This window comes from Lachnoclostridium sp. An138 (assembly GCF_002160765.1).
GTDB lineage: Bacteria > Bacillota > Clostridia > Lachnospirales > Lachnospiraceae > Laedolimicola > Laedolimicola faecalis.
Genome location: NZ_NFLF01000008.1, coordinates 126,404 through 150,295, shown reverse-complemented (window position 1 = coordinate 150,295; position 23,892 = coordinate 126,404). Strand labels below are relative to the sequence as shown.

Annotated in this window: 17 protein-coding genes and 1 pseudogene; 2 read left to right on the top strand and 16 right to left on the bottom strand. The window is 42.6% G+C overall.

Annotated elements, in window-relative coordinates; all coding sequences use genetic code 11:
- Window positions 1-25: 25 nt before the first annotated feature.
- The 15 genes and pseudogenes from B5E82_RS08925 to B5E82_RS08855 all read right to left on the bottom strand — a co-directional run.
- On the bottom strand, window positions 26-958 hold the full coding sequence (locus B5E82_RS08925; protein WP_087307215.1) for a NifB/NifX family molybdenum-iron cluster-binding protein: 933 nt from the start codon (window positions 956-958) through the stop codon (window positions 26-28).
- Between the two features lie 141 nt (window positions 959-1,099).
- The gene (locus B5E82_RS08920; protein WP_087307214.1) at window positions 1,100-1,510 is read right to left on the bottom strand and encodes a GlcG/HbpS family heme-binding protein; all 411 of its coding nucleotides are present in this window, start codon (window positions 1,508-1,510) and stop codon (window positions 1,100-1,102) included.
- A gap of 126 nt (window positions 1,511-1,636) precedes the next feature.
- Window positions 1,637-2,290 carry an AraC family transcriptional regulator N-terminal domain-containing protein gene (locus B5E82_RS08915; RefSeq protein WP_087307213.1) on the bottom strand — a complete coding sequence of 218 codons (654 nt, stop codon included), beginning with the start codon at window positions 2,288-2,290 and terminating at the stop codon, window positions 1,637-1,639.
- Window positions 2,291-2,324: 34 nt separating this feature from the next.
- Entirely contained in the window at window positions 2,325-2,936 is a 612-nt protein-coding gene (locus tag B5E82_RS08910) for an SAM-dependent methyltransferase (RefSeq protein WP_087307212.1), read from the bottom strand.
- 5 nt (window positions 2,937-2,941) lie between these two features.
- A complete protein-coding gene (gene thpR, locus B5E82_RS08905) occupies window positions 2,942-3,427 on the bottom strand; it encodes an RNA 2',3'-cyclic phosphodiesterase (RefSeq protein ID WP_162610747.1) in 486 nt (161 codons plus the stop codon).
- Window positions 3,424-3,714: a DUF4186 domain-containing protein gene (locus B5E82_RS08900; RefSeq protein WP_140393108.1), complete on the bottom strand. Its 291-nt coding sequence runs from the start codon at window positions 3,712-3,714 to the stop codon at window positions 3,424-3,426. The genes thpR and B5E82_RS08900 overlap by 4 nt, the downstream gene beginning before the upstream one ends.
- Before the next feature lie 10 nt (window positions 3,715-3,724).
- Window positions 3,725-4,867 carry a cysteine desulfurase family protein gene (locus tag B5E82_RS08895; protein ID WP_242966284.1) on the bottom strand — a complete coding sequence of 381 codons (1,143 nt, stop codon included), beginning with the start codon at window positions 4,865-4,867 and terminating at the stop codon, window positions 3,725-3,727.
- Window positions 4,860-5,054: a hypothetical protein gene (locus tag B5E82_RS08890; protein ID WP_087307209.1), complete on the bottom strand. Its 195-nt coding sequence runs from the start codon at window positions 5,052-5,054 to the stop codon at window positions 4,860-4,862. The genes B5E82_RS08895 and B5E82_RS08890 overlap by 8 nt, the downstream gene beginning before the upstream one ends.
- On the bottom strand, window positions 5,047-6,570 hold the full coding sequence (gene brxL / locus B5E82_RS08885; protein ID WP_087307208.1) for a BREX system Lon protease-like protein BrxL: 1,524 nt from the start codon (window positions 6,568-6,570) through the stop codon (window positions 5,047-5,049). The genes B5E82_RS08890 and brxL overlap by 8 nt, the downstream gene beginning before the upstream one ends.
- A 15-nt stretch (window positions 6,571-6,585) precedes the next feature.
- The gene (gene pglZ / locus B5E82_RS08880) at window positions 6,586-8,865 is read right to left on the bottom strand and encodes a BREX-4 system phosphatase PglZ (protein WP_087307207.1); all 2,280 of its coding nucleotides are present in this window, start codon (window positions 8,863-8,865) and stop codon (window positions 6,586-6,588) included.
- Between the two features lie 9 nt (window positions 8,866-8,874).
- Window positions 8,875-13,014, bottom strand: coding sequence for a hypothetical protein (locus B5E82_RS08875; protein ID WP_087307206.1), 4,140 nt, complete (start codon window positions 13,012-13,014; stop codon window positions 8,875-8,877).
- 2 nt (window positions 13,015-13,016) lie between these two features.
- Window positions 13,017-15,323 (bottom strand): phosphoadenosine phosphosulfate reductase domain-containing protein, encoded by a 2,307-nt coding sequence (locus tag B5E82_RS08870; protein WP_087307205.1) that lies wholly within the window; start codon window positions 15,321-15,323, stop codon window positions 13,017-13,019.
- Between the two features lies 1 nt (window position 15,324).
- Window positions 15,325-17,832: a hypothetical protein gene (locus B5E82_RS08865; protein ID WP_140393107.1), complete on the bottom strand. Its 2,508-nt coding sequence runs from the start codon at window positions 17,830-17,832 to the stop codon at window positions 15,325-15,327.
- A gap of 329 nt (window positions 17,833-18,161) precedes the next feature.
- Window positions 18,162-18,353, bottom strand: a complete 192-nt coding sequence (locus B5E82_RS08860; RefSeq protein ID WP_330398325.1) for a helix-turn-helix transcriptional regulator — start codon at window positions 18,351-18,353, stop codon at window positions 18,162-18,164.
- A 947-nt stretch (window positions 18,354-19,300) separates the two neighbouring features.
- A pseudogene (locus B5E82_RS08855) lies at window positions 19,301-19,618 on the bottom strand (class I SAM-dependent methyltransferase); the annotation flags it as partial.
- Between the two features lie 323 nt (window positions 19,619-19,941).
- On the opposite strand from B5E82_RS08855, the gene B5E82_RS08850 reads away from it, so the two are divergent.
- Window positions 19,942-21,294, top strand: a complete 1,353-nt coding sequence (locus tag B5E82_RS08850) for an MATE family efflux transporter (RefSeq protein WP_087307202.1) — start codon at window positions 19,942-19,944, stop codon at window positions 21,292-21,294.
- A 77-nt stretch (window positions 21,295-21,371) separates the two neighbouring features.
- Here B5E82_RS08850 and B5E82_RS08845 read toward each other — a convergent pair whose 3' ends face one another.
- On the bottom strand, window positions 21,372-22,040 hold the full coding sequence (locus B5E82_RS08845) for a Crp/Fnr family transcriptional regulator (protein WP_087307201.1): 669 nt from the start codon (window positions 22,038-22,040) through the stop codon (window positions 21,372-21,374).
- 117 nt (window positions 22,041-22,157) lie between these two features.
- Here B5E82_RS08845 and hcp point away from each other — a divergent pair, with 117 nt between their 5' ends.
- Window positions 22,158-23,831 (top strand): hydroxylamine reductase, encoded by a 1,674-nt coding sequence (hcp, locus tag B5E82_RS08840; RefSeq protein ID WP_087307200.1) that lies wholly within the window; start codon window positions 22,158-22,160, stop codon window positions 23,829-23,831.
- Window positions 23,832-23,892 lie beyond the last annotated feature (61 nt).

Below are 23,892 nucleotides of genomic sequence, written 5' to 3'. Positions count from 1 at the left end.
GAGAGGTCTATGGTCTGGATCCTGCTCAAGCTGAGTAACTATCAATAGGTGGCTTCGTTAGTCCGGACAGGTGGCTCACGCCACACCGGACTGGCGGCTCCGCCGCACCGTAATATTCATCAATGCGGAAGTTCAGTTCTTTTCCCGCCATCTCATGGTTGGCGTCAAAAGTAATCGTAGTCTCGTCTTTGGCTGCCACCTTCACCGGGAAGGGCTGCCCGTACTGGTTTGACAGGTACACCTGCTGGCCTGCCTCCAGATTCTCAGATCCCGGAAGCTGGGCGATCTCCAGAGTAAAGATGGCGTTCGGGTCCGGCATACCGTAAGCTTCTTCCGGCATCAGATGCACATCCACCACCTGGCCGACCTCCATATCAGCCACTGCGGCGTCAAAGCCCCGGATCATCTGGCCTGCGCCGCAGATAAATTCCAGAGGCTCTCCCCGGTCATAGGAAGAATCAAACTGCGTTCCGTCATTGAACGTACCTCTGTAATGAGTGCGGCAGGTCTTTCCCACATTGCGTCCTGTGAGCGCCGGCTGGCCGCATCCGCCGCCGCAGCTTTCCCCGCATCCGCCGCAGGAATGGCCTTCCTCATGCCCTCCGCAGCTGTGTCCTTCTTCATGGTGATGATGGTCACAGTTTGCGCCGGAGGATATCAGCTCTCCTCTTAAGTAAGCCTCCACTGCCTGATCCGTATCGCCCTCAGCGCCTGCGCACAGTTCCACGCCTGCCTCCTCAAGGGCTGCCTGCGCTCCGCCGCCGATGCCGCCGCAGATGAGCACGTCCACGGCCTGGTCCGCCAGCAGTCCGGCCAGGGCGCCGTGTCCGACTCCGTTAGAGCCAATCACTTCGCTGGAAACCACTTTGTTGTCCTCCACCTCATATACCTTGAAAAATTCCGTTTTTCCAAAATGCTGAAATACGTTCCCGTTATCGTAGGTTACTGCTATCTTCATCTCTTATATCCTCCACTTTTCTGCAGTCTGCCTTCTTAACATATGGCAGCCGCACTTTATCTCAACCAACAGTATACCCTGTTACGGAAGCGATGGCAACGTTTTCGGAATCATATTTTCAGGTACAGAAGCTGCCTGAGCCTATTTTGTCAGTTCTTCAAAAACAGAAACCACATATTCCGCAATGGCGCAGTCCTGCTCTTCCGTTCCGCCTCCTACACCGATGCCGCCGGCAATCTTTCCATTTACGAACAGCGGATATCCGCCAGCCACCAGCGTAATTCTGGGATCGTTTGTCTGAATCGCCATCAGAAAGCCTCCCTCAACGGAACACGCAGCCACATCCTTTGTCCTGCACTGGGTAACCGCCGCCGTATAAGCCTTGCCCGGCACAAGCGTAATGCTCAGAACCAGAGCCTCTCCGTAACGCCGGTACACTCTGGGCAGCCCGTTCTCATCGCTGACGGCAAAGCTGATATCAATGCCGATCTCCCTGCTTTTTTCAAGCGCTGCCGCACAAAGTCTGTCACATAATTCATCTGTCAATATCATGTTTCCATCCTTCCTGTCCTGCTTTTGATTTTGATTTTGAAATAAGCTTCCTCATGGAAGCACTTTCATTTTAGCAGGCGCCAGAAAGGAGCTGCTTGCCCGTTTCTCCGGAGAATTCACCCGTTTCTACAGACCTGTCTGGGCCGATATGCTTTTCCCGATATCTTCCTTGGGCTTCAGGCCGAACATTTTCCGGTAATCCCTTGTAGACTGGGATACGCTCATGTTCCGCTTCTCCGCCAGCTCCTCGACCGTAAAGGAGTCGCGGAAATTTTCCTTGATCCAGCTGTTTATCTCGTAGATTTCTCCGGCCTGCTGAATGTTGATGACGCTTTGCAGGAACTGGCTGCCGATAGACGCTGTCACATGGGCGTCAGCCGACACCGTCACCCTGCTGTCAAGACCGCCGTCCGCAATCCTCTCTGCAAGATCCCCGTCCAGATCCAGCAGGATGGAAATGACATCGTTCAGTGTAAGCTCTATCGCAAGCGCAAGAAAGTCTCCCTGTTCCGAAAACGTAAGGACATGACCGGAAGCAGGCGTATCGATTTTGGATACCGAATACTGCCCCGGCAGATAATCCAGGATTCCGGATGGAGTATAGAAGCGGATGGAACCGTCCAGCACCACATATACATAAAAGCTGTCCGTCTGTGGCAAATCCGCTTTTCTTTGTCTGGAAAGATACACCGATATGCAGGAAAGCTCCGTTTCATTTCTGCCTTCTGTCAGAGGCAGGGAACGGACCATTTTACACAATTTTTCAAGTTCGTTTCTCATACTGCCACCTGTTCTGTCCCTCTGTGCTGCTTCGTTATTCTGTGCCGGCAGGCTGCCCCTGCAGTTCAAAGATCATAATCCGTTCCCTCGGCTCGTTTCCCTGGAACAGATCTCTGCAGTCGATCTCGTCCAGAAAGGTTATCTGCTCCGCCGTCATCAGGCAGGAAACGTACTCGTCCGACGGATAATAGAAAAACAGCAGCATTTCTCTGGGCACCTCATACCAGGATTCCAGAATCCGGGCGAGGACCTTCTGCAGTATCTCAACAGAAAACGGATTGAAGAAATAAAAGCAGTCTGCGCGTTCCGGCACCGGAAAGAGCTCTGCACTGGCCAGCTCAAAAACGGTCCGGCCAGCCGAAACCGCCGTCTTCTGATTTTCCTCCGCTTTTTCAAAAATCCGTCTGTCATACTCTACCCCGATGGCGCGGCATCTTGTCTGCCAGGCCAGATAAAAATCCACCCTTCCTTTGCCACAGCCGTAATCCAAAAGGGTGTTTTCTTTCCGGATGTACCCGGAATCCGCCAGCCGTTCCAGCACCGGGTAGGGCGTCGGTTCATAGGGGTAATGGTATTGATCGGAATGTGAGTCGTCCCTTCCCGTCGTCCTGATCCGCAAAAGTCTGTCGTATTTTTCCACGCTCATAATTCCTACAGCTCCTGATAGACAGTCTTACCGTTTCGAAACTCCGACTTCATAAGAGAAGCCTTTGTGACCATCATATCTGTTTTGGGAATGTGAACCTGATAAGGCTTCTTTGCAGAAACCTTCCGAACCAATGTGATATGAGGAACAAATTTATCGTTTTCAAAGGGAATCCCTTCTTCTTTCAGTGCCGCGCGCAGTTCCTTCACATAGGCGCTGAGCTTCTGGTTCCCTTTTACTCCGGCCCAGAGAAGATTGCCGAAATTTCCTTTGTCCGAGAGTGACAGACGGAACTTTGGAAGAGGGACCTTCTCCAGCACCTGTTTTATTTTCTTCGGATCATCATACTCTCCGATAAAAGCCAGCGTCATATGCAGATTGGCAGCGGGCACATAATTTCCTTCCACTCCCTGCTTCTTTAAATCATGCATACAGCCAACCAGCGCCTTCTGCATCTCCGGCGAAAGTAAAATTGCGATAAACAGTCTCATTGTCCGCTTCCTTCTTTCTGTTCCATTTCCCGTTTTATCCATTTCATGATGACTTCATCTACCAGGTATGCCTGTTCTGCTTCCGTCAGCTCCCGCCCTTTCGGAATCCTGTGCCATTTTTCCAGACAGCTTCTGCAGCATGTGGCCGTGGCATGCTGGGCCGCAAATACCGGATGCCCCCGCATGGGTGTCTGTTTTCCGTCGTTTGCAGGCTCTGCCGGAGCAAGGCGTTTCCGGATAAAGTCACAGGCATGGCTTCGGATCGTATCCAGCCCTTTTTCTCTCATATAAGCCCTGTCATTGGCTTTCAAGAATATGCAGAATAGCTTCAGCAATTGCAACTGCCTCTTTTTCAGTATTATCTACACCAAATGTTATCCGAATAGTTCCCTCAGCGTAAGGTGCAGGAACCTGGATAGCTTTAATCACGTGAGAAACCTGTGTGTTTACAGAATCACAAGCTGAACCGGTAGATATGCAAATTCCCTTCAGATCTAACCTATGCAGCAACATCTCTCCATCAGCTCCTCGAATAGAAATATTAATATTTCCAGGAAGGTGATTACTGCTACCATTACGCACATAATCCAATCTACCTTGAGACAATCGACTCAGAAAAATATTCTCCAAGTTTCTAAGCTGTACAATTGTATTTTCCATCCTGTCACAATTTTTCCTTAGAGCTGTTGCCATTGCCACAATTGACGCAATATTCTCTGTTCCTGCCCGTTGTCCACGCTCCTGTGCTCCTCCATCTAAATATGGATGAATATCAATTCCATTACGAACATAAAGAAATCCGCTTCCCTTCATTCCATTAAATTTGTGAGCAGAGGCAGAAAGCATGTCAACTCCCAGTTTTTTTACATTAATTGGGACATGTCCAACAGCCTGCACAGCATCTGTATGGAATACTGCTTTGTGTTCATGTGCAATACCACTCAATTCACGTATTGGCTCAATAGTACCAATTTCATTGTTAGCCAACATCACAGAAACAAGAGCCGCATCTTTTTTTAAAGCTCCTTCTAAAGTTTTCGGGGAAAGTTCACCATCTCTGTCAACAGGGAGAAAATTAGTGCTAACTCCAAACCCTTCTAGTGAGCGACAGGCATTCAGCACTGCATGGTGCTCAATCTGAGAAGTAACAATATGTTTATTCCTGTTTTTTAAATGCAAAACAGACTTTATTGCCCAGTTATCACTCTCAGTCCCTCCAGAAGTAAAATATATTTCTTCCGGCTCAGCACCAATGCATGCAGCAACTACTTCCCGCGAACGTTTTAGTGCACTCTTCGCAGATTTGGCAAACGAGTATGGTTGAGAAACATTTGCGTATTCTATTGCCAAATAAGTTTTCATCGCCTCAAAGGCGTCTTCATCAAGTTTCGTTGTGGCAGCATTATCCGCATATATCATTAGCTCACCTGCCTTATTCAAAAAGTTTACATCCTTCGTTTTTAAACTCTTCAATTTTATCAAGAAGTTCTTCTTCCGTAACCTCTAATTGTTCAGCAAGACAGAAAAGGCAATAAGACTTTTTAAATTTTTGCCCCATCAATTTTGCTGTAAGTCCAATTTCATTTTTACTTATATCCTTTTTCCCACAAATATAACAATCAGCCATAATATTCTCCGTCATAATCCCTGCATACCGTAAAGACAGGAATGTCCTTTCCCCTATACTCAGTATCCAAAATACCAAGCTGATATTTGATGGTATCTCTCATCTTTCTTGCCCTATCTAAACAATAACGTCTAAAATCATTGGAGGATATGTCTCCTGGTTGGCGAACATTAGGGAACAACAGTTTCAGATATGCCGTGCTGATACGTTTTACTGCTTCAGTATCCCTTGTATCAGCCCCATCCGGAACAATAACAAGCTTATCCACTATAGCTCTATAACTCATATCATCTCTTAACTCGTGCATAATAGAGCAAAAATATTCAGAATTCAAAGCCCACCCAGAAACCTTAAGATCGTCATTCATTCTCGGGATATTCCAGCCTTTTATAAAACCGTGGAATCTATCTATCAACGCAGACTCATGAAAAACTTTAGGCAGCTCTTCAAACATATTCCCAAACCCATCTTCCTCCATTACTTCTTTGCTTATATTTCCACAAAGAATCATTCCAGCGTGTGCCGCTCCTTCGTGATTGCCTACAGTATAAACTCCAGATTCAAGGTATCCTTTAAGCGCTGCTCTCATTTCATCAATATCAGTAAAAGATATAGTCTGAACCTCATCCAATGTAATAAAATCATGTCCAGCAACAAGCCCCTCTATACGTCTGTTCTGATCATAAAACATCTTTGCTCGACTCATGATACCACCACTAGATAACCAGCCATATCGGCTTACTCGCCCAAATAAATATGATTTTCCAGTGCCTTTCGGAGCAAGTTCAATCAAGTTAAGTCTTTTTTCTATAAATGGTAGAAGCCTTGTCAACATCGTAAGCTTTCTCTCTTCATCATCACCGTATCCTTCTGCATTATAATCGACCGCGCCGAGGACCACATCTATCCATTCTTTCGTTGTAAATTCTTTTCGCGCCTCTTTGAAATAATCGATGTCAACCCTATAAGGACAAAATGGTTTGAAAGAAAGAAGTTTTATCTTTCCTTTCTTTCCAGCCTTAGATCTGTCTTTATTTTTTTTGATGTCAAATGACCATTCGTGATCATATTCATCAGGAGACTGATATCCAATTTCTACCATTCCCCATGTTTCATACCCGTTAACAAGATCTCCTTTGCATTCATCCCACACAGCTTCATCGATTACTGTATCTTTGTATGAAAGTCCGAAATCAGAAAGTGAAAATGATACCTGCCCAGTTTTGATATCAATATCAATCGAGATCTTAGCCAAAAACCTAACTGCTTCCCGCTCGATAATAACACGGTTTTTTATCGCATTCCAATCTTCTTTCTTCGGAAGATACGTATGCACAAATTTTGATACCTGATCAACATCAAATACTCCATCCTCATCTTCAAATTTCCGCAAAATCCAATCTCTCATAAACGATGGAAGGCTAAGTGCAGAAAATATATTACTTTGCTTCTTAAGATCTTTGTATACAACCATCTCATCGAAACAACTTCTCAGTTTTTTTTCAGTGTTGGTCACTTTGCTTTCCTCCTATCAAAACAAGGCATCAAATTCATCATTCATTGACGCGCTCTTACCCATTGCTTTTATTTCAATATGAGCTGCAAGATCTTCTCCAAAATATACATCTGCTGGATAAGTCCCAGCCCGTCTTATATCTGGAATTTTCACAACATAATGATTATCATCAACTTTTTCTGATGGATAGCGCATGCTACCATAACTCAACGTTAATATATCTTGAACTTCCTTATTTACAAATAGTAATATCTTAATTCCAATCTTCGGGTCTGCTTTTATCTTTTCCCCATCAACAATTGAAATCTCAATACTACTATCATTCAATGATAATGTAATTAACGGTACAACTACTTCCTCAAGAGAAGCTCCCCCATGGACTTCTACATTGGCAGCTCGACTCCCTTTGAATCTTCCATAATCTGCAAGAACTATATAGCCTCGCTCTTCTTCGGATATCGCAAAAGGAAGATCACAATCTGGAAAGAACTTACAACACCTTCCTGAATGTTCCCCCTTTGTATCTGTTTCATATTTTTCTTCTTTATTTCTTAGTACAGCAAGTCTTGATGAGCCATGATCACTTGTGATTACAACACGCTCGTATTTCCCTAATCCTAAATTTGTCGCAATATCATTCATGGCACGTTCAATTATTTCCAATTCTTTCGCAAGATGAATAGGATATGGATTTTTAGAGCTATAATAGTATCCTCCTTTATCATTGTGCTTGATATCATCAAGTTCTTCTTCTTTAGAATGTCTTAAGTCCTCAGGCCAGTTTCTAAAGAAATCACTATTTTCACATGTGATCGTAGGAAGTAGCGCTCTGCCAATCTCCACCTGAATTTTTAATCCGTATCTTTTTGCAAGTTCGATTATATAACTTAAATATTCAACCCCTAGAGCATCAATCCAAAACAGCTGCGTTGATTTACTATAGGTCTTCTTTACTAATTCATCCCGACTCGGAAGACGATTATATATTCGTTCTCGCGCAAGCTTATCAACCTCATTTAAAAAGTCTTCTGTTATAAGATTTCTAAGCTTCAGTTCCTTATACCTTTCAAAATATGTCGTAAGCCTTGCCGCAAAATCTGGATCAAGATTTTTTCCACTAAAAGAATATTTTTTCATATATAACGCCAGATCAGGATATATCACTGCAAGGTTATCCGGAATACCGTGACAAGCAATCCAAATAATTATTTCCTGTCTTTCAACCAAAGTATTATCTGTTAATTTATAAACACTCTCTTTCTCATTCACCCTATTTTTACTAACAAAAGAGGCCATTTCTGGTTCCGGATAATTAGAAAGTAACTTTTTTCTTTCTTTGTAAAACGTAGGAAATGTAGGCGCTTCATGTGGAATGTCTATTATTGCATTTTTGACATTATATTTAAAACTTTCTATTCCAATGCTCTTTCCTAATACATAACCCAGATATTTCCCATCATATAATTTTTCATTTACCCTCAAGTAAATATAAAAAAGCCAGCTCCTATATTCCTCTTCATAAAGGAATTCATAAAGTTCTGCATCCTGATACTCTAAAAAGCCATAGTCAGAAAAAATTTCATTAATTCTAAATTCTTTATCTCGGAGCTCTGAAAGTAATTTTCTCCACATTTCCTCTATTCCGCATTCCTTTGGAATAGCACACATGTTAAGTTTCCTCGAAATTGCTTCATACGAATCTCTTACTCGTTGTACAGGAAGAATAGAGTCTTTAAACTCTATAACTGTACTCGCGAAAATCGCTCCTGACACACCTGTCTCAAGAGTCTTAAGGACATTTTTTATTCCGTTCAATTCGTATATCCCTAATCCAGGAGCTGAAAACTTAAAGCTAACCGCCGTACCTAGGTCATCACCGAATACAACTCTACCGCTTTCAAGAAGCCTCTTATCACTTTTAACCAGTTCCTTAACTTGAGTTGATACACATCTTAAAAGCAGCACCACTTGCGCACTACCAAGATTGTAGTTAACAAGTTCTGAAAGAATATCTTTTGTCCGTGTCTCCCCACTTAATGCAAGATATTCTCCAAGACCAAGTAACACAACGTCGTTATAATCACACGATACATCCGCAGTCTCTAGCTTTTGCCTGAGAACATCCATGTCTGGTACCTTATCCTCACTCCTACAACAGTCACTCACACATATAATACTAATAGCACGACTTTTAAGACAATTTATAATTTCTCCATATTCTTTATCTCCAACCACCATAAAAAATGGCTTATGAAGTTTTGAGGCAAAATAATCATTGATTGCATTCATATTCATAAAAATTATTTACCTCCCATTAATAATTTCAATCCCAAATGCCATGTTCTCTTTTATAAACGATATAAGATACTCTTTAATCTCATCGTTACTCATTGCATTAATTTTTGCAATTGCCATATCACTGACACCGGAATCATATTCTACTTTAGCAAGCTCTCGAATCTTATCACGAACATATGGATGAGTTCCCCATTCGTAGGCATCAACAGGTAGATTTTCTAACGCATCTCTTACTTTATCAATGTCCGTTAATATTCCTCCATAAACTCCAAGAATACTTCTAAATGCGGCGTCAACTTTTTCCTTATTCTTCATTGCTGCAAAAATAGTAGTTTCGCCAAGAAAATTTATAGCTTCTTTCAATTCATTTTCTGATGCCTTTCCACAATTAATGATATCAAATGTCTTTTTAGCAGAGTCATATTCTCTCTTTGGTACTATAGCAAGGATAGGCGTTCGATTAACTGCAGACCATGCCTTTGGTGTTTTAGAATTCGTATTGTCTTTCCAGAGCTTGAAGAGCTGCGCTTTTGTTTGATTTCTACGAAATTCATCCGCAATCTTCTTTACAATCGTATTACTCTCAGTCCTCGTTTTTTTGAAAATCTCCGTAAGTTCAGGTGTACGAAGCTGCATTATGTCCTCATCTGTTAAACCTTCCAAATATGGCGCATATATCTTCGCAAACGCCGGAATTTCATTAGAAAAATATCCCTCGACATCAAACATTTCTTTAGAAAATTCATCGGTATATGATTTCATTTGTTCTGGCAAAATATCAATATGAAGATAAATTTTTCTTAGAAACTCAAACGTTCCTTTCAGATTAGGATATTCCTCCTGAAGTGCCTCACAAGAGCACATCACGAATTTTAATTTTTCACACCATATGCTATCAGCCTCTTTTTTAGAATGTGCTGTCACATGAAGAATATTATTTGTAGTTTCCACATATGTATAATCGACAATCAACTTTCTTATCTGGTCTTCTCCAGTATCTCGATTCCAAAGACTCGAATACTCTACACAAAACAATCTTCCAATGTCAGTAAGAAGTCTGTCATCATTTGCACCGATTTTATCTGCCAAATCGCGAAGTTTTCCACCATCAAAATATGCTATAAATTTCAGCATACCTTTTCGGCAATTTTCAGGAGTGAGAAATTTTTTCAATAAATCCGTCAACGTTACATTTTCTCTAGCCTTAGCTCCTATTTCATTTGCAACTAAATGTGCATCTACCCCCTCTTTTTGTACAAGCTCAATGTATTTAGCAACTATATCATAAACACCCTCACCGTCAACATTTTCCAAGCTCCACACAGGAAATCCCAGATTCTGCATTCTTGATTTGACAATAGCAGCTGCTCTAACCGGAGAAGAAAGTGTGTGTTCCGGAATCCCCCACGCGTTTTCAGTGAGCTCATAAAAAGCACGTTCATCGGGAGTCATCTTCACTATATAAGTCTGTGTTTCCTTGTTGATACAATTAGAGAGCATTTCAGCCAATTTATCTGGGGTCATTTCTCCGTTTGCTCCATTTTGATCTATATATCTAAACTGAGACGAACTATACTCCTTGAGCAAAAATCCCAGCAAAAAAGCTGTAAGATTACTCTGAGCGTACCCATAGTTAGAAACAAGATACTCATATACCTCATAGACGGGGACCGGCTTATCACTATCAAATTTCTCTTTAATAAATTCTTCTACAGAACTCTTAATTATAGAAATACTCTGTCCAGAAGTTTCAGGCTTTCTCCAATAATCGGTAACATTCCAGACGCCTGCAAGGATACTCTTTTCCACACCTGCAACAACACCGCTCGTCTTCTGATTGATTCCACACAATGCAGCTGCTTTCGCTGCATTCGTAAGCTTAAACTGAGATTCAGTCAAACCTTTAGTAAAATCCGGAATATGTTTGAATTTTCTCAAAACGACTGTCTGAAGAATATCAGCAACTCCTGCACTTCCAACGACCTTCTCTCCATCAACATAATCTTTACTCCAGATTGTAAATGTTCCGTTATAAATTCGGTTCTTCCAAGTAATAGAAAGCACCTGTTCAGCCTTCTTGGCATTATCACGGGCAGATGGATTGTTGTTTCCCTGATAATAATTGGCCATAGCAGAGTATTCTACATATAAGTCAAAATCTTCATCCCCAAGCGGGCTGGCTGTTGCATCAATAACAAGAATATTATTGTAATCTCCACTGCCTATTGCCGCTTTAATCTTTTCTCTTAGAGCATTTCCTTCAATAGCATCTTTTGCAAAAGCAATTACTGCATTAAAATGCCAATTTTCCCGACGATTTTTAAGACTATTAACCGTTTTTGTAAAATCATTTATCGTCACCGGAGTAATCTGTCCAGAAATATTATCCTCTGCAAAGCGAAGTTTCAAAGCCGGGCTCAAGGAAAGGCAAGTTCCCAGTTTTCCATCACTTACAAGGCTCGCAGTGGAACTACTATTTCTAATTGATTTTTTATATTCATTAATTTTTACCTGATCGCCTGCCAGTACTGCAGCTCCATACACATATTTATTATTTCCAATCGGCGTTTGAACAAGTACTCCATTCTTACAAAGCTGTTTTGCGAGATGCTTGCACGCAGAATCTAATCCTGAAGAAATCCCCTCAAAAGCATAACTGATATTTTGTTCCGTAGGTTTAAGAACCTCGAGTTCGCCACCTAAACGCTTATCAATCGCCTGCATAATAAGGATAGTCTTCAATACCTTTTGCTGATCATCCCTCAAATTTTTCTGCTGAGGAAACACATCAAGAATCATGCGTATATCAGGCGAAAGATTATCTTTCCCTTTCTCATAAAAGAAATCCCAAAGCATATCTATGGTAAGAAGTGGATGGTCATCATCTGGTCCGTAATTCGAAATAAACCACTGGAAAGCTTGTGAATCATCTCTCACTTTAATAAAGTCAAACATACTCCGCTGATTAGATGCGAAAGCAGATGCAATATTTTTTAAAACAAGTGCCGCCATAGGATGAATCGGCATTATATCCTTAATAACTTTCTGCTCCTTGATATTTGCTGCTTTCATGACAGCGTTTCTCGAATCACTCAGCCTACTGTTTAGAGCATCCGCGCAGTTATTCCAAGTTTCACTTGCAGCAGATTTTACCTTAAATGCATGGCCAATCAGATCAAAAGCAATATTGTCAGGCAAAGTAATCTCTACTTTTTCAAAACGCTGTTGAACAACTTTCCATGATTCATCTTGCTCATCAATAATACTGCCCGCCTGATGTGTTACAATTACAAGATAAAATGGGCATTCCTGACAAAGTGCAACAATTTTCTGAAACTCATCCAATGAATACTTGTTATTTTCAAAGAATTTACTAAACTCATCCCAGAAAAACACAATCTTTATATTATTCTGCTTAATAATATCCTTCAACCAATTCTTAAGCTTATCAGCATCAATGTTCATCGCTGTAATCTGCTCTTTAGCTGCAAACTCAAAAATATTCAACATAAGTTCTTTAACATTAGAAGATTTTTTCAAAGTATTCAGTACTTCATCCGCATTTGATTGTGAAAACTTGGCCATCCATTCTGGTTTTTCAAGTAGCATGTTAAAAATATTTTTATGAAATGGGTCTTCGAGCCACGAAATAATATTCTCCTTAAGCGTATTTTCTCCCATATATGTAACACAATCACTTGCCAATAAAGCTTCGTTAACACTTTCCTGAATAGCATTAAAGAACATCTGAGGTGTTGTAATGCCTCCCGTCGCATATCGGTAAACAGTGACAATGCCTCTGTCACGGTGCCCCAGAAGTTTTGTCAAAAGATCGCTTTCTTTTCTCAACGGCTCATAACTTTCCCAATATGCTTTTAGCTCCTCTTCGGGTACCTCGAGAATCTTTTTCAGTGCAAATGCACACTGAGATTTACCAGTACCATAAGCACCATGAATCCAAACAGAACGATTCGTGCTACCACCTAACATATTTTCAGTTGCACGAAGCAACTTAATAAATGTTGCATGAGGATATGTATTATCCCATCTGGCACCTCCTGCTATTGCAGAATCATCAATGCATGGAAAATATTTTTCATTCACGTCAAAAAACTGATTGTATTTTCCTCTTCCAAAGTCCATCATAATTAATCCTCCTCAAACAAACGGAGGACATCCTGCGACGTCTTATCCGTTAATGATATTTTATCTAGATCATTGGTGAACGTAGCATTAATAAATTCCGAATATTTTGCTGAAAGTCCCATAAGGATGGACTTTATTTCTTCATATTCAAGCCCAAACAGGCGAGTAGGACTGATACCATCTCTATCAATATCGTCGTTCATCATCCAGGCCAATGTGAACTCTTTATAATCGTTGCACTTCTCTGCAAATTTATAAAGAGCATAGAGAACAACACGATTATCTGAAATAATACATTTAGTTCTGCAAATAGAAACTATCTGCCTGCCATTATCCTCAACATACCCCCAATTAAGCGAGGTACCCATTGGCAATTCACAAAATCTTTTAAATGCATTAATAATCGATGTGGCATCAGTTTTACTAACACCTTCAGCCATAAGCAAATCGCTTACTTTTTCGCGATTATAATATATCCCTACATCTAAATTATTAACATACCAAGCGAACTGTGGATTCTCAATGAAATTAGTAACCAAAATTCCCCATGATGTCTCATTTTCCCATCCAATACTGACAATAAGATCATATAAACTTGTACATTTATTATCTTTATCAATTACACCAGACTCTCTAAGGAAACGCTTAACTTTTGGCTCCTGGTTCTTCTTATTGAGCGTATTATTATCCCAATAATCATTCCCACGTTCAAAAAACTCTCTGATCCACTCCACCTTAGGTGCGTGATTTGCAAAAGAATTAATACTTTTATCCTTCATGGTTCCTCCTGTTGATACTCTTAATGAATGGAACAGTAGACACCCATCATCTATTTCATGGCATTGTCCACAATGAATACAATCATTTATTTCTAATCCGTGGTTGAATGTAATACATCCGTGTCTACAGTTTGCCTCACATACCCGGCATCCCGTGCAATAAGCTGCTTTATGAAAAACTTGCTTAATTTTCTTTATTTCTCTAGGATATTTTTTTAATAAAGCAGCATCGCATACAACTATATATCCTTTTTCAATCTCTTTAAAAGAGAATTCAAACGGAAGTTCTCCCAATGTTTTTATCCATTCGCGCCAGTCCGTCGCTGGATCTTTTACCGTAATAATCAGCTTTCCATCTTTAACCTCATCTTTATATTTCTGTTCACTTATGGTTAAATCCCTACCGTTTTTTCGAGCATTCCAACCACCTAATGAAACATATGTATTTAATGCTTGATCATTGCCTTTATCTCTTGCATTCATCATCTTAATGAGTTCTACATATTTCCCCACCTCAGATGGATATGAGCTATATTGTACATAGTCTCCCTTATTGCCACCCATAGGACAAAACAAACATCCGGCTCTCGAATTTCCTTTCTTATACGCTTCATTTACATAAAGTTTCTTCGAAAAAATATATAACCACACCTCCGCAGACGTCCATTCCAGAATAGCATTAAAACTATATTGTCCTTTCTGTTTCTTTCCATAATTTTCATACTGATATTCACTTCTAGCTACACTTTCATGTTTACGTACGCCTACAAAGTCCATGCCTACATAATCATCCTTACCAGTTACCTCACGTAATTTTAGTGTCTGCGGAGCACTTTTATGAACACTACAACACCATCGAAGTACTCTCGCTGGTGGCCCGAATATTTTCCACGATTCATGTGGATCAAACTGTGATCTAGCAATGTAAAACGGCGTTCCATCTATATCACACATCTTCTTGGTCTTTTTAACTGCTGTGTAGGTATCCGGAAACTCCATACCAGTGTCTCCAAAAATGACCACAAAACTTTTCTTAGGAAGTGCTCGTTTCACAAGATCAAGAAGGACAGCACTATCTTTGCCGCCAGAAAATGCCACATGGAACACATCTAGCTTGTTTTTATATTTTTCGTAAATAGCAATGATTTTCTTTACCGTGGTGTTTTCAATAATATCCAGCATATCTTTGTTTTTATTCACCATAGCGACTATATCAATCGGTTGTAATTCACTACCATCCTCTTCCGGCTGCACCATATTGCCGTTCTCATCCTCCGGGATGATTATTTTCGGTGCCTCGAAAAGATTGCCGCCTTTAAGTTTTGCTACCACTTTCCCTCTGTACCAGTACTGTACAGACTCTGCCCACATATAAGGGATATCTGACTGTTTATCATATTTCCAATACTTATCAAACCCAAGCAGATCAAGCTCAGGGGCATATACTGGTCTCGGCTCTTTAGAGAATACCGTAGGCGTGGAATTTAAGAGGATTCCACCTGTTTCTTCGTCATATGTATATGAATACAATCTATTCCTTCCTTTCTCGCAGCTCTATAGCATCATTAATAAGTAAAGTTATATCACTGTAGCGTTTTCGTTCTATATATCCGGTCTCTGCCAAATACTCAAGTACCTCAGTTTCAGACAAATTCCTTCCTGAACGAGCCACGGCATGTACCATAATGTCATGATAGTTAAATGTGCATGACTTGGCTACCACGGCACCAGAATTAGAAGAATTCGCCCGACGTGTATCATATCTATATTTCTTACTAAATCTTCGACAATAACTTTCCAATAAAAAAAGATTCCAACTATATCCACAAAAAGGAAAAATGCTGAATGTCGTGATCTCTTTCATTCCCATAAAATCAGCCATCACAATGTGGTCAAGCGCAGTATCAATCCTGTCAACATCAAACTTTATCAAACTGTCCGCGATAAAATCGTTTCTATTAATCCGTACCATGACGGCATTTGCCGCCTCAATAATTTCTGGCTGCTTTATGGTACCAGCAATCCTCTCCGCGATCTGTATCAAACAGTCATATGTGCATTTCTCCTGTTGTCGACAAAAATCAATAACTGCTGTGTATACATCTTTGCTCGTTCCTTTTCGCGTTAAAACTTTTGCATTACGGTCAAACCTATCTTCTATGAATCTGCAAAAGCATCCAATAAAAGCTGAATCCGAAAATTCTGAATTTGCAGCTTTCAAATTATCGAAAGGAAGTTCATCAAGAGAAATCCTACCATGCTCTTCACATTCCTTATCAATATATGTGACAAGATTTTTTATCTCATTTTCATCTGCTTTAAAACTGTTAACCTTGGCATACGTCTCAAAACTATTCCAGATAAAATCTGGTCGCTGAGCAAGTGTAACCTTGATCTTATCCATAGGTATTAGCGGCAATTCTGCAGAAAGTTCATTAAATGTCCGTAAAATGCCCTCTCCCCACACACGAAAGATATCGTTTCTTACTAATTCAAACTCAGTCTGCCGTCCCTGCACTAATGCCATGTATTTCCCTCTATATCTGAAGTCAGGTAGTAAGCTTTTTATTATAGCTTTCAGCATTTCAGGGGATATAATCTTAGATTCAAAATAATCATCCGCTTTCAAATCATACAGGGATTCATAATATATTATGTTCACACCTTGAGTTTCAAATTCTCTTATCCTCTGTTCTATACCTCTCTTTTCATTATCAGATATGAGATAGATCTTACCTTGGAACTCAAATCCCATTTTCTTTATTGCTGCAAGTAATTGTTCATCCTCAAGAGGGCAATCAATACCATTGACCTTTAGATAGGAAACTCTGAATCTATATAGTTCTACCCCATCATCCTTAAACCCATACTCAAAACGAGGAAGTTCAAGTGTTTTCCCAAGTCGCATTTGTTCATCTTGATTGATTTCTATAAGATCATTCCCCACTTCAGAATACTGTCCAGATAAATATTGCCTGACTCGACTATCTTCAATGGACTCAAGATACTTTTTATATTTTGCAAGCGCAGCAGTAAATCTATGGTGCTGAATATCATTATAAACCTGAAATTCTGCATCACCCACAAGAAGATCTATATTATGTTTTATTTCATCCAAAGATTTTATGCCATATATTCTTCCCGTTCCAATGCTATGCTCCCGGCAAAAAATGTCACAATTGTTTATCCCAGAAGCATAACTTTTTCCAGTCGTAACTGCCAGCCCTTCTATTTTTGTCAGCCATGTATAAAACTCTCTATCAATTCTATTCGTGGTTCTTCGTGTATAATCTCCCACTGAAGGCTCCAGTTTCTGCAAATGCCTTTTCGATATGTACTGGATTATAACTTTCGAATAGTCAATTCTGCAGATATCCATCAAACACTCTATTTTTCTGACAATTTCAGATGCACTGTAGTTTGTTTCTAGATACAATCCTTCCGCTATTTCTTTTGGAGCTATCAATACACTCTTTCCATGTTCATCTGCAATATCTATGCGTCCTCCACTGCCTACATTTTTACCAATAAGCGATTTGAGCTCATTTGAATAATCATCAAAAAAACATTTCACTGTCTGCACATATGCAGCTGACCAGTTTTTTACAAAATATGAATCTCCAAAATATTTTACACATATCGGAAGGGTGTACGAATAATCCCTCCTATTCGTGAAGGACACAATTTGAACCCCTCCTTCCATATCACCAGAAAAGGGAATTTCATTTATGAAATTTGACTCTAAATACTCCTTGTATGCATAAAGAGCGTTGAGCGCAATCGCTTGACGTCCTCTGGAATGAATTCTTATGCCTCTGTCATTTTTGATTTTTTCTATCAAATCACTAATTTCATTAGAATTGTTAATAGCAAAAAATTGAGAGCTGATAATCCCATTTTTAGGTAACAGTATATTCAGAACACTTATCGACCATCTGATGTCAGATGCAATTTTCTCAGGCTTATTATTTTCAAGCCAAAGAAAAAATTTTTTTCTATTATCAAAAGCTGACCCCGACACTACTTCTGCCTCCCACAATAACTTCTCATACGTTTCTCATTCATCCTTATGCATTCGAATGATATCAAAAAGCATCCGTTTGTAACATGCATTCCTAGTTTTTCTTCTGCATGAACATCCCCAGGAAATTCATTTGCAAACTCACTCCATTTTCATTTCTATATTTTCATTAATCTTTATCCATCGTTCTATAACTATTTTCGCAGTTTAGATAATACCTCAAAAACAGTATCTTTTCTTTTTATCTCACCTGCTAAAATGCGTAGCATAACCTGTAGAAACATTACATCCTCGTGTATATCCCATAGACTCCTTGCTGTTAACTATTTGCATTTCCCTCATGCTAATCACTTACTCTCCTCATCTTTTACAATCTCGCAAATATCTGAGATATCACAATTCAGTTCTTCGCATATTTTTACCAAAATATTAGTTGTAACGTTAGCGCCTTTTCCAAGCTTGGCTAACGAAACGGAACTTATCTTGGCCTTCTTTGCAAACTCCGTTTTTTCATATCTCTTTCTACAAGCGTTATCCATAATTTTTTATAAAATAATTTCATACTAACTCCTTCAGGAAATCTTTTCTCCAGCTCGGAATAAAACCATAAATGTAACCGTCCTTCTCATCCTCGTGATATAGCATGGCATTGACTTCACTTTTCTTAAATCTATGCTTTTGAGCTGAGCTTTTCCCTTCCAACATCTAATCAAGCATGTTGATAGAGATTCTGCCCGCAAGAGGATTGCGCGCATCGTCCTGAGCTATCTATTCTTCAACAGTCATAGAAACATACAATACACCTCCAACTAAAGCAATTGTAAATGCACCACCATGCCCAGCTGAATCCAGATATGTTTTGAATTCACCAAAGATTTTATGAAAATACACTCAGACTATAGCATCTTTTGAACTTTTAGATCGAATCACAGACATTAATAATCACAATCAAAAATTCAGATTTTATACGATGAAAAGTTTCTACGCTTTCTAGTGGAAAACTTGTTGAAAAATTATATCACGATTTTCATCGAATTACAATCGAGTCCGAATCCTCGCTAATTAAAACTTTACAATCATAAATTTTTTTGTAATCATTACTGTCCCCAACCTTGAATAAGGATTCGAACTACTCTCCACCACGGCAGCATTATTCTAGGCACACAAAGAAAATCTGTTCGTCACCAACATAATAAAACAACTTAATACATAAATAGCATGTGAATAGCTGGATACACTTTAAAACGGAAACTTTATTCCCTAAGTAGGCTATAAGTAGGACTTTTGCATCCTCTTTCACCGCTGGTATTCATATACTCCCACTTCTCCACACCTGTAGAATTAAAGAGCCCGATCAAAATAACGAAGAACAAAAAATCATACCGTATTTATAACAGGAAAATCCATCTATGATTTAAGCTTCCCCTAGTATTTCGAGCTTATCCACTAGCACACTGATCTCAGAAAGCCCGAGCAACGGTATGAAAATGGACGCACAGGCCCAGATTCCATCATACTTTTCCGTCTCCTCCAGTTCCTGAAACAGCATCTGTTTCACCGGGATTCCCGTGTATACGCTGGCCAGCCGGCACAGCTCTTCGGAACCGTCGGCCGCCTCCACCCGGAATCCCTTTCCCAGAAAATATCTCGTATCCCTTCCGGAACCGCAGCCGAAGTCCAGAATCAGCGCTCCCTCCGGCAGATGAGACAGAAAGCGGTTCTGAATCCCGGAAAAATCCACGCCAGACGTTCCTTCTGCGAATTCCCGAGCGTTTCTGTTGTAATACTCCAATGTTTTCTGCATTGACATACACCCTCTTCTGGTATTTTTATCTCCCCGCTTATTCTGTACCTTTTAAACAGTCTCTTTCCCTGAATTATACCAAATCTGCTTTGTTTCTTCCACCTTTTCCCTCCGTCTTTTCCCTTCCACGAGGTCTCCGCCAGATATTTATTTCCTCCACAATCACTCCTCAGTATCCGCGGAATTTCCATATTGACAACCCACCCCCGCCGCAATATATTTTTATAGGATAATCATAGCGGCGTTCGCCAAATGGATGCGTAAACGCATCCGCTTGGCTCGCTGCCCGCGTAAATAAACATCGAGGGAGTTACAGAAGAAAAATGGAACGCACACTTTCAGAATCCCAGTTCTTCGGCCAGGAGAAGATATCAAAAATATTACTCAAAATCGCGCCGCCTGTCATGCTGGCACAGCTCATTCAGGCGCTCTATAATATCGTGGACAGCCTGTTCGTAGGCCGCTACGCCGAATCGGGCCTGACGGCCCTCTCCATCATCTACCCGCTCCAGCTTCTGATGATCGCTCTGGCAGTGGGAACCGGCGTAGGCATCAATACGGCCATGGCTGCCCGCTTTGGCCTGGGAAAAACGGAGGAAGCGGACGAGTTCGCGGGCGTCGGCACGCCGCTGGCGGTGGGAATGTGGGCTGTCTTTGCCCTTGCCTGCTGGTTCTTCCTGCCGGCTTATGCCAGGATGTCCACGAACTCCCCGGAAGTCATTCGAGATATCACCGCATACGGGCGCATCGTCTGCCTGTTCAGCTTCGGCCTGTTTCTGGAAAGCATCTGGACGAAGGTTCTGCAGGCCTCCGGCGATATGAAGACGCCGATGCTGGCCCAGATCGCGGGAGCCCTGACTAATATAGTCTTCGATCCGCTGCTGATCTTCGGCATGTTCGGCCTGCCGGAGCTTGGCATCTCGGGCGCTGCCATCGCCACAGTGGCAGGACAGATCGTGGCGGCTCTTATCGTGATGAAAAAGGGCTTCCGGAAATCGCCCGCCCGGCATCTCTATCCCCGGCGCGTCCGGGAGATCTTCCTTCTGGGCATTCCGAATATTCTCATGCAGTCGGCCTATACCTTTTACATCCTGGGCCTGAACCTGATTCTGTCCGGTTTCTCCGATCAGGCGGTGACTGCCCTCGGCCTCTACTATAAATGGCAGACCTTTTTCTTCATCCCGCTGGGCGCCATGCAGACCTGCATTGTGCCGGTCATCAGCTTTAACTACGCGGCCAGAAACATCAGCCGCTGCAAAAAGACCCTGACCACCGCCGTCCTGTTTGGCGCGGCTCTGATGCTTGTGGGCGTTCTCTGCTTTGAGACGGTTCCCGGGCCCATGCTGAGAGTCTTTACCTCTGATGAACGGGTCGTGGAAATCGGACAGCTTGGGTTCCATTTTATCGGACTGAGCTTTGTCCCCATGGTCACGTCTCTTACCTTCCCTGTCTTCTTTCAGGCAGTAGGCCAGGGACTCAAAAGCTCGCTTCTGACCATTGTGCGCACAGTAGTACTCTTTGTACCCCTGGGATTTCTGTTTTCCCGGTTTGGACTGACCTGGTTCTGGCTGACCTTCCCCTGCACGGAGATTCTAACCACGCTGCTGGGATTCATTTTTTATAAAGGCTTTCTGAAGCATCCCTATAAAAGATACGCCGGAGCGCCCGACGCTTAGGACGCTCCCCGCGCTTCTGTATTTTTGTATTTCTGTATTGCTGTATTGCTATATTGTCATACTGCCGTATTATTGTATTATCCGTTGGATTTCCTCATGATCTCAAACAGGTTCTTCTTTACTCTGAGCAGACCCTCCCGCTGCATTTTCCCAAGCTCTGCGGACAGGGCGCTCCGATCCACATTCAGATAGTCGGCCAGCTGCTGCCGGTTAAAGGGAATGGTAAAACTGCTGCTTCCGCTCCTGACAGCCTGATCCGACAGATAGGCCGTCAGCCGGCCGCGGATCGATTTGGAAGCCGTATGAAAAATTTTCCGGGACAGGTTCAGATTTTTCTGGGCGGAAAGGGCCAGCAAGTTCCGAATCAGCTTTCCGTGAAAGGCACAGGCATGGGTGCAGCTGCGGAGTACCCGGCTGACGTTCAGGAAAAGAATCTGCGACTCTTCCGCCGCTTCCACGTTTACCATCAGAGGCTCGCCTGGCGTGCAGGCATAGGTCTCGGCGAAAATCTGGCCCGGCAGGGCGCTGTCCAGCACCGTAGTATTTCCCCAGATATCATCATGTTCAATCAGGACCTTTCCCTCCAGTACCACTCCCAGGGAAGCAGCTGCGTCACCGGCCCGGTAAATCATTTCCCCTTTTTCATAGGTCTGCGTTTCCGCTGTCAGGCAGGAGAGCATCGTTTTCATCTCTTCTGGCTGTATGCCGCAGAACAGAGCTGTCCGGGACAGAAACTGATAATTCATCTTAAAATTTTCTCCTTTTTGTTGTTTTAACAACTGATTTGTTGTTTTAAATCTACTATAGTATACCCGTAAAGTCAATCGACAGTCCGTATAAAAACATAGAGGAGGAAATCTTATATGAACCAGAATATGTTCTGCTATCAATGTCAGGAGACCGCCGGCTGCTCCGGCTGCACCAAAATGGGTGTGTGCGGCAAGACGCCGGAGACTGCTGCTCTCCAGGATCTGCTTGTATATGTAACGAAAGGTCTGGCCGCCGTGACCACCCGCCTGCGTTCTGAGGGTTCGGAGGTTCCGGCTCAGATAAACCATCTGATCACTCAGAACCTTTTTACCACCATCACAAATGTAAACTTTGATTCTGAATCCATCCGTGCGCGCATCCGGGAGACTCTGGACATACGGAACAGCCTGCTGCCCCGGCTGAAGGACAAGCCGGAACATGCGGCAGATGACAGGCTCGTATCTGTTCTTCCGGAAGCCGCGCTCTGGAACGGTCAGGAAGCGGATTTCATGGAAAAGGCCGCTCAGATCGGCATTCTCTCTTCAGAAAACGAAGACATCCGCTCCCTGCGCGAGCTGATTACCTACGGTCTCAAAGGCCTGGCTGCCTATACCAGCCACGCGGCTGTCCTGCGCTATGACAGCCCCGGGATTCATGCCTTTCTCCAGAAAGCTCTGGCCGCTACGCTGGACGATCATCTGACGGCAGATGAGCTTACCACTCTGGCTCTGGAAACCGGAAAATACGGCGTAGACGCCATGGCGCTGCTGGATAAGGCCAATACGGAAACCTACGGAAATCCGGAAATCACCAGTGTCAATATCGGCGTGAGACAGAATCCCGGTATTCTAATCTCTGGCCATGACCTGCGGGATCTGGAAATGCTGCTGGAACAGACTGAAGGCACCGGCGTGGACGTATATACCCATTCTGAGATGCTTCCGGCCCATTACTATCCGGCTTTTAAAAAGTATCCCCATTTCGCCGGCAATTACGGAAACGCCTGGTGGCAGCAGAAAGAGGAATTTGAGTCCTTCCATGGCCCCATTCTCATGACCACCAACTGTATTGTGCCGCCAAAGGACAGCTATAAGGACCGCCTCTACACCACCGGCGCCGCAGGCTATCCCGGCTGTGCTCATATTTCCGAAGATAAGGACGGCTGGAAAGATTTCTCAGCTCTCATCGAACAGGCAAAACAGTGCCTGCCTCCCGCGCAGATCGAGCAGGGTACTGTCACCGGCGGCTTTGCCCACGCGCAGGTGCTTGCCCTGGCGGACAAGATCGTGGAAGCCGTAAAATCCGGCGCTGTCCGGAAATTTGTCGTGATGGCAGGCTGCGACGGCCGGGCGAAAAGCCGCAGCTACTACACGGATTTCGCGAAAGCGCTGCCAAAGGACACCATTATCCTCACTGCTGGCTGCGCCAAATACCGCTTCAACAAGCTGGACCTGGGCGATATCGGCGGCATTCCCCGAGTGCTGGACGCAGGCCAGTGCAACGACTCCTACTCTCTGGCAGTCACAGCCCTGAAACTGAAAGAGGTGTTCGGCCTGGATGATATCAATGACCTGCCCATCGTCTACAACATTTCCTGGTATGAGCAGAAAGCTGTCATCGTGCTGCTGGCTCTTCTGTACCTGGGCGTGAAAAACATTCATCTCGGACCCACGCTTCCGGCCTTCTTAAGCCCCAATGTGGCAGACGTACTGGTCAGTCAGTTCGGCATCGCGGGCATCGGCACAGTGGATGACGACATGAAACTGTTTTTCGGGGAGCAGGACTGAATTTCTTTAACGCGTTGTTTCTGCCGGCATCAGTCAGGCGCGGAAAATTTCCGCGCCTGAC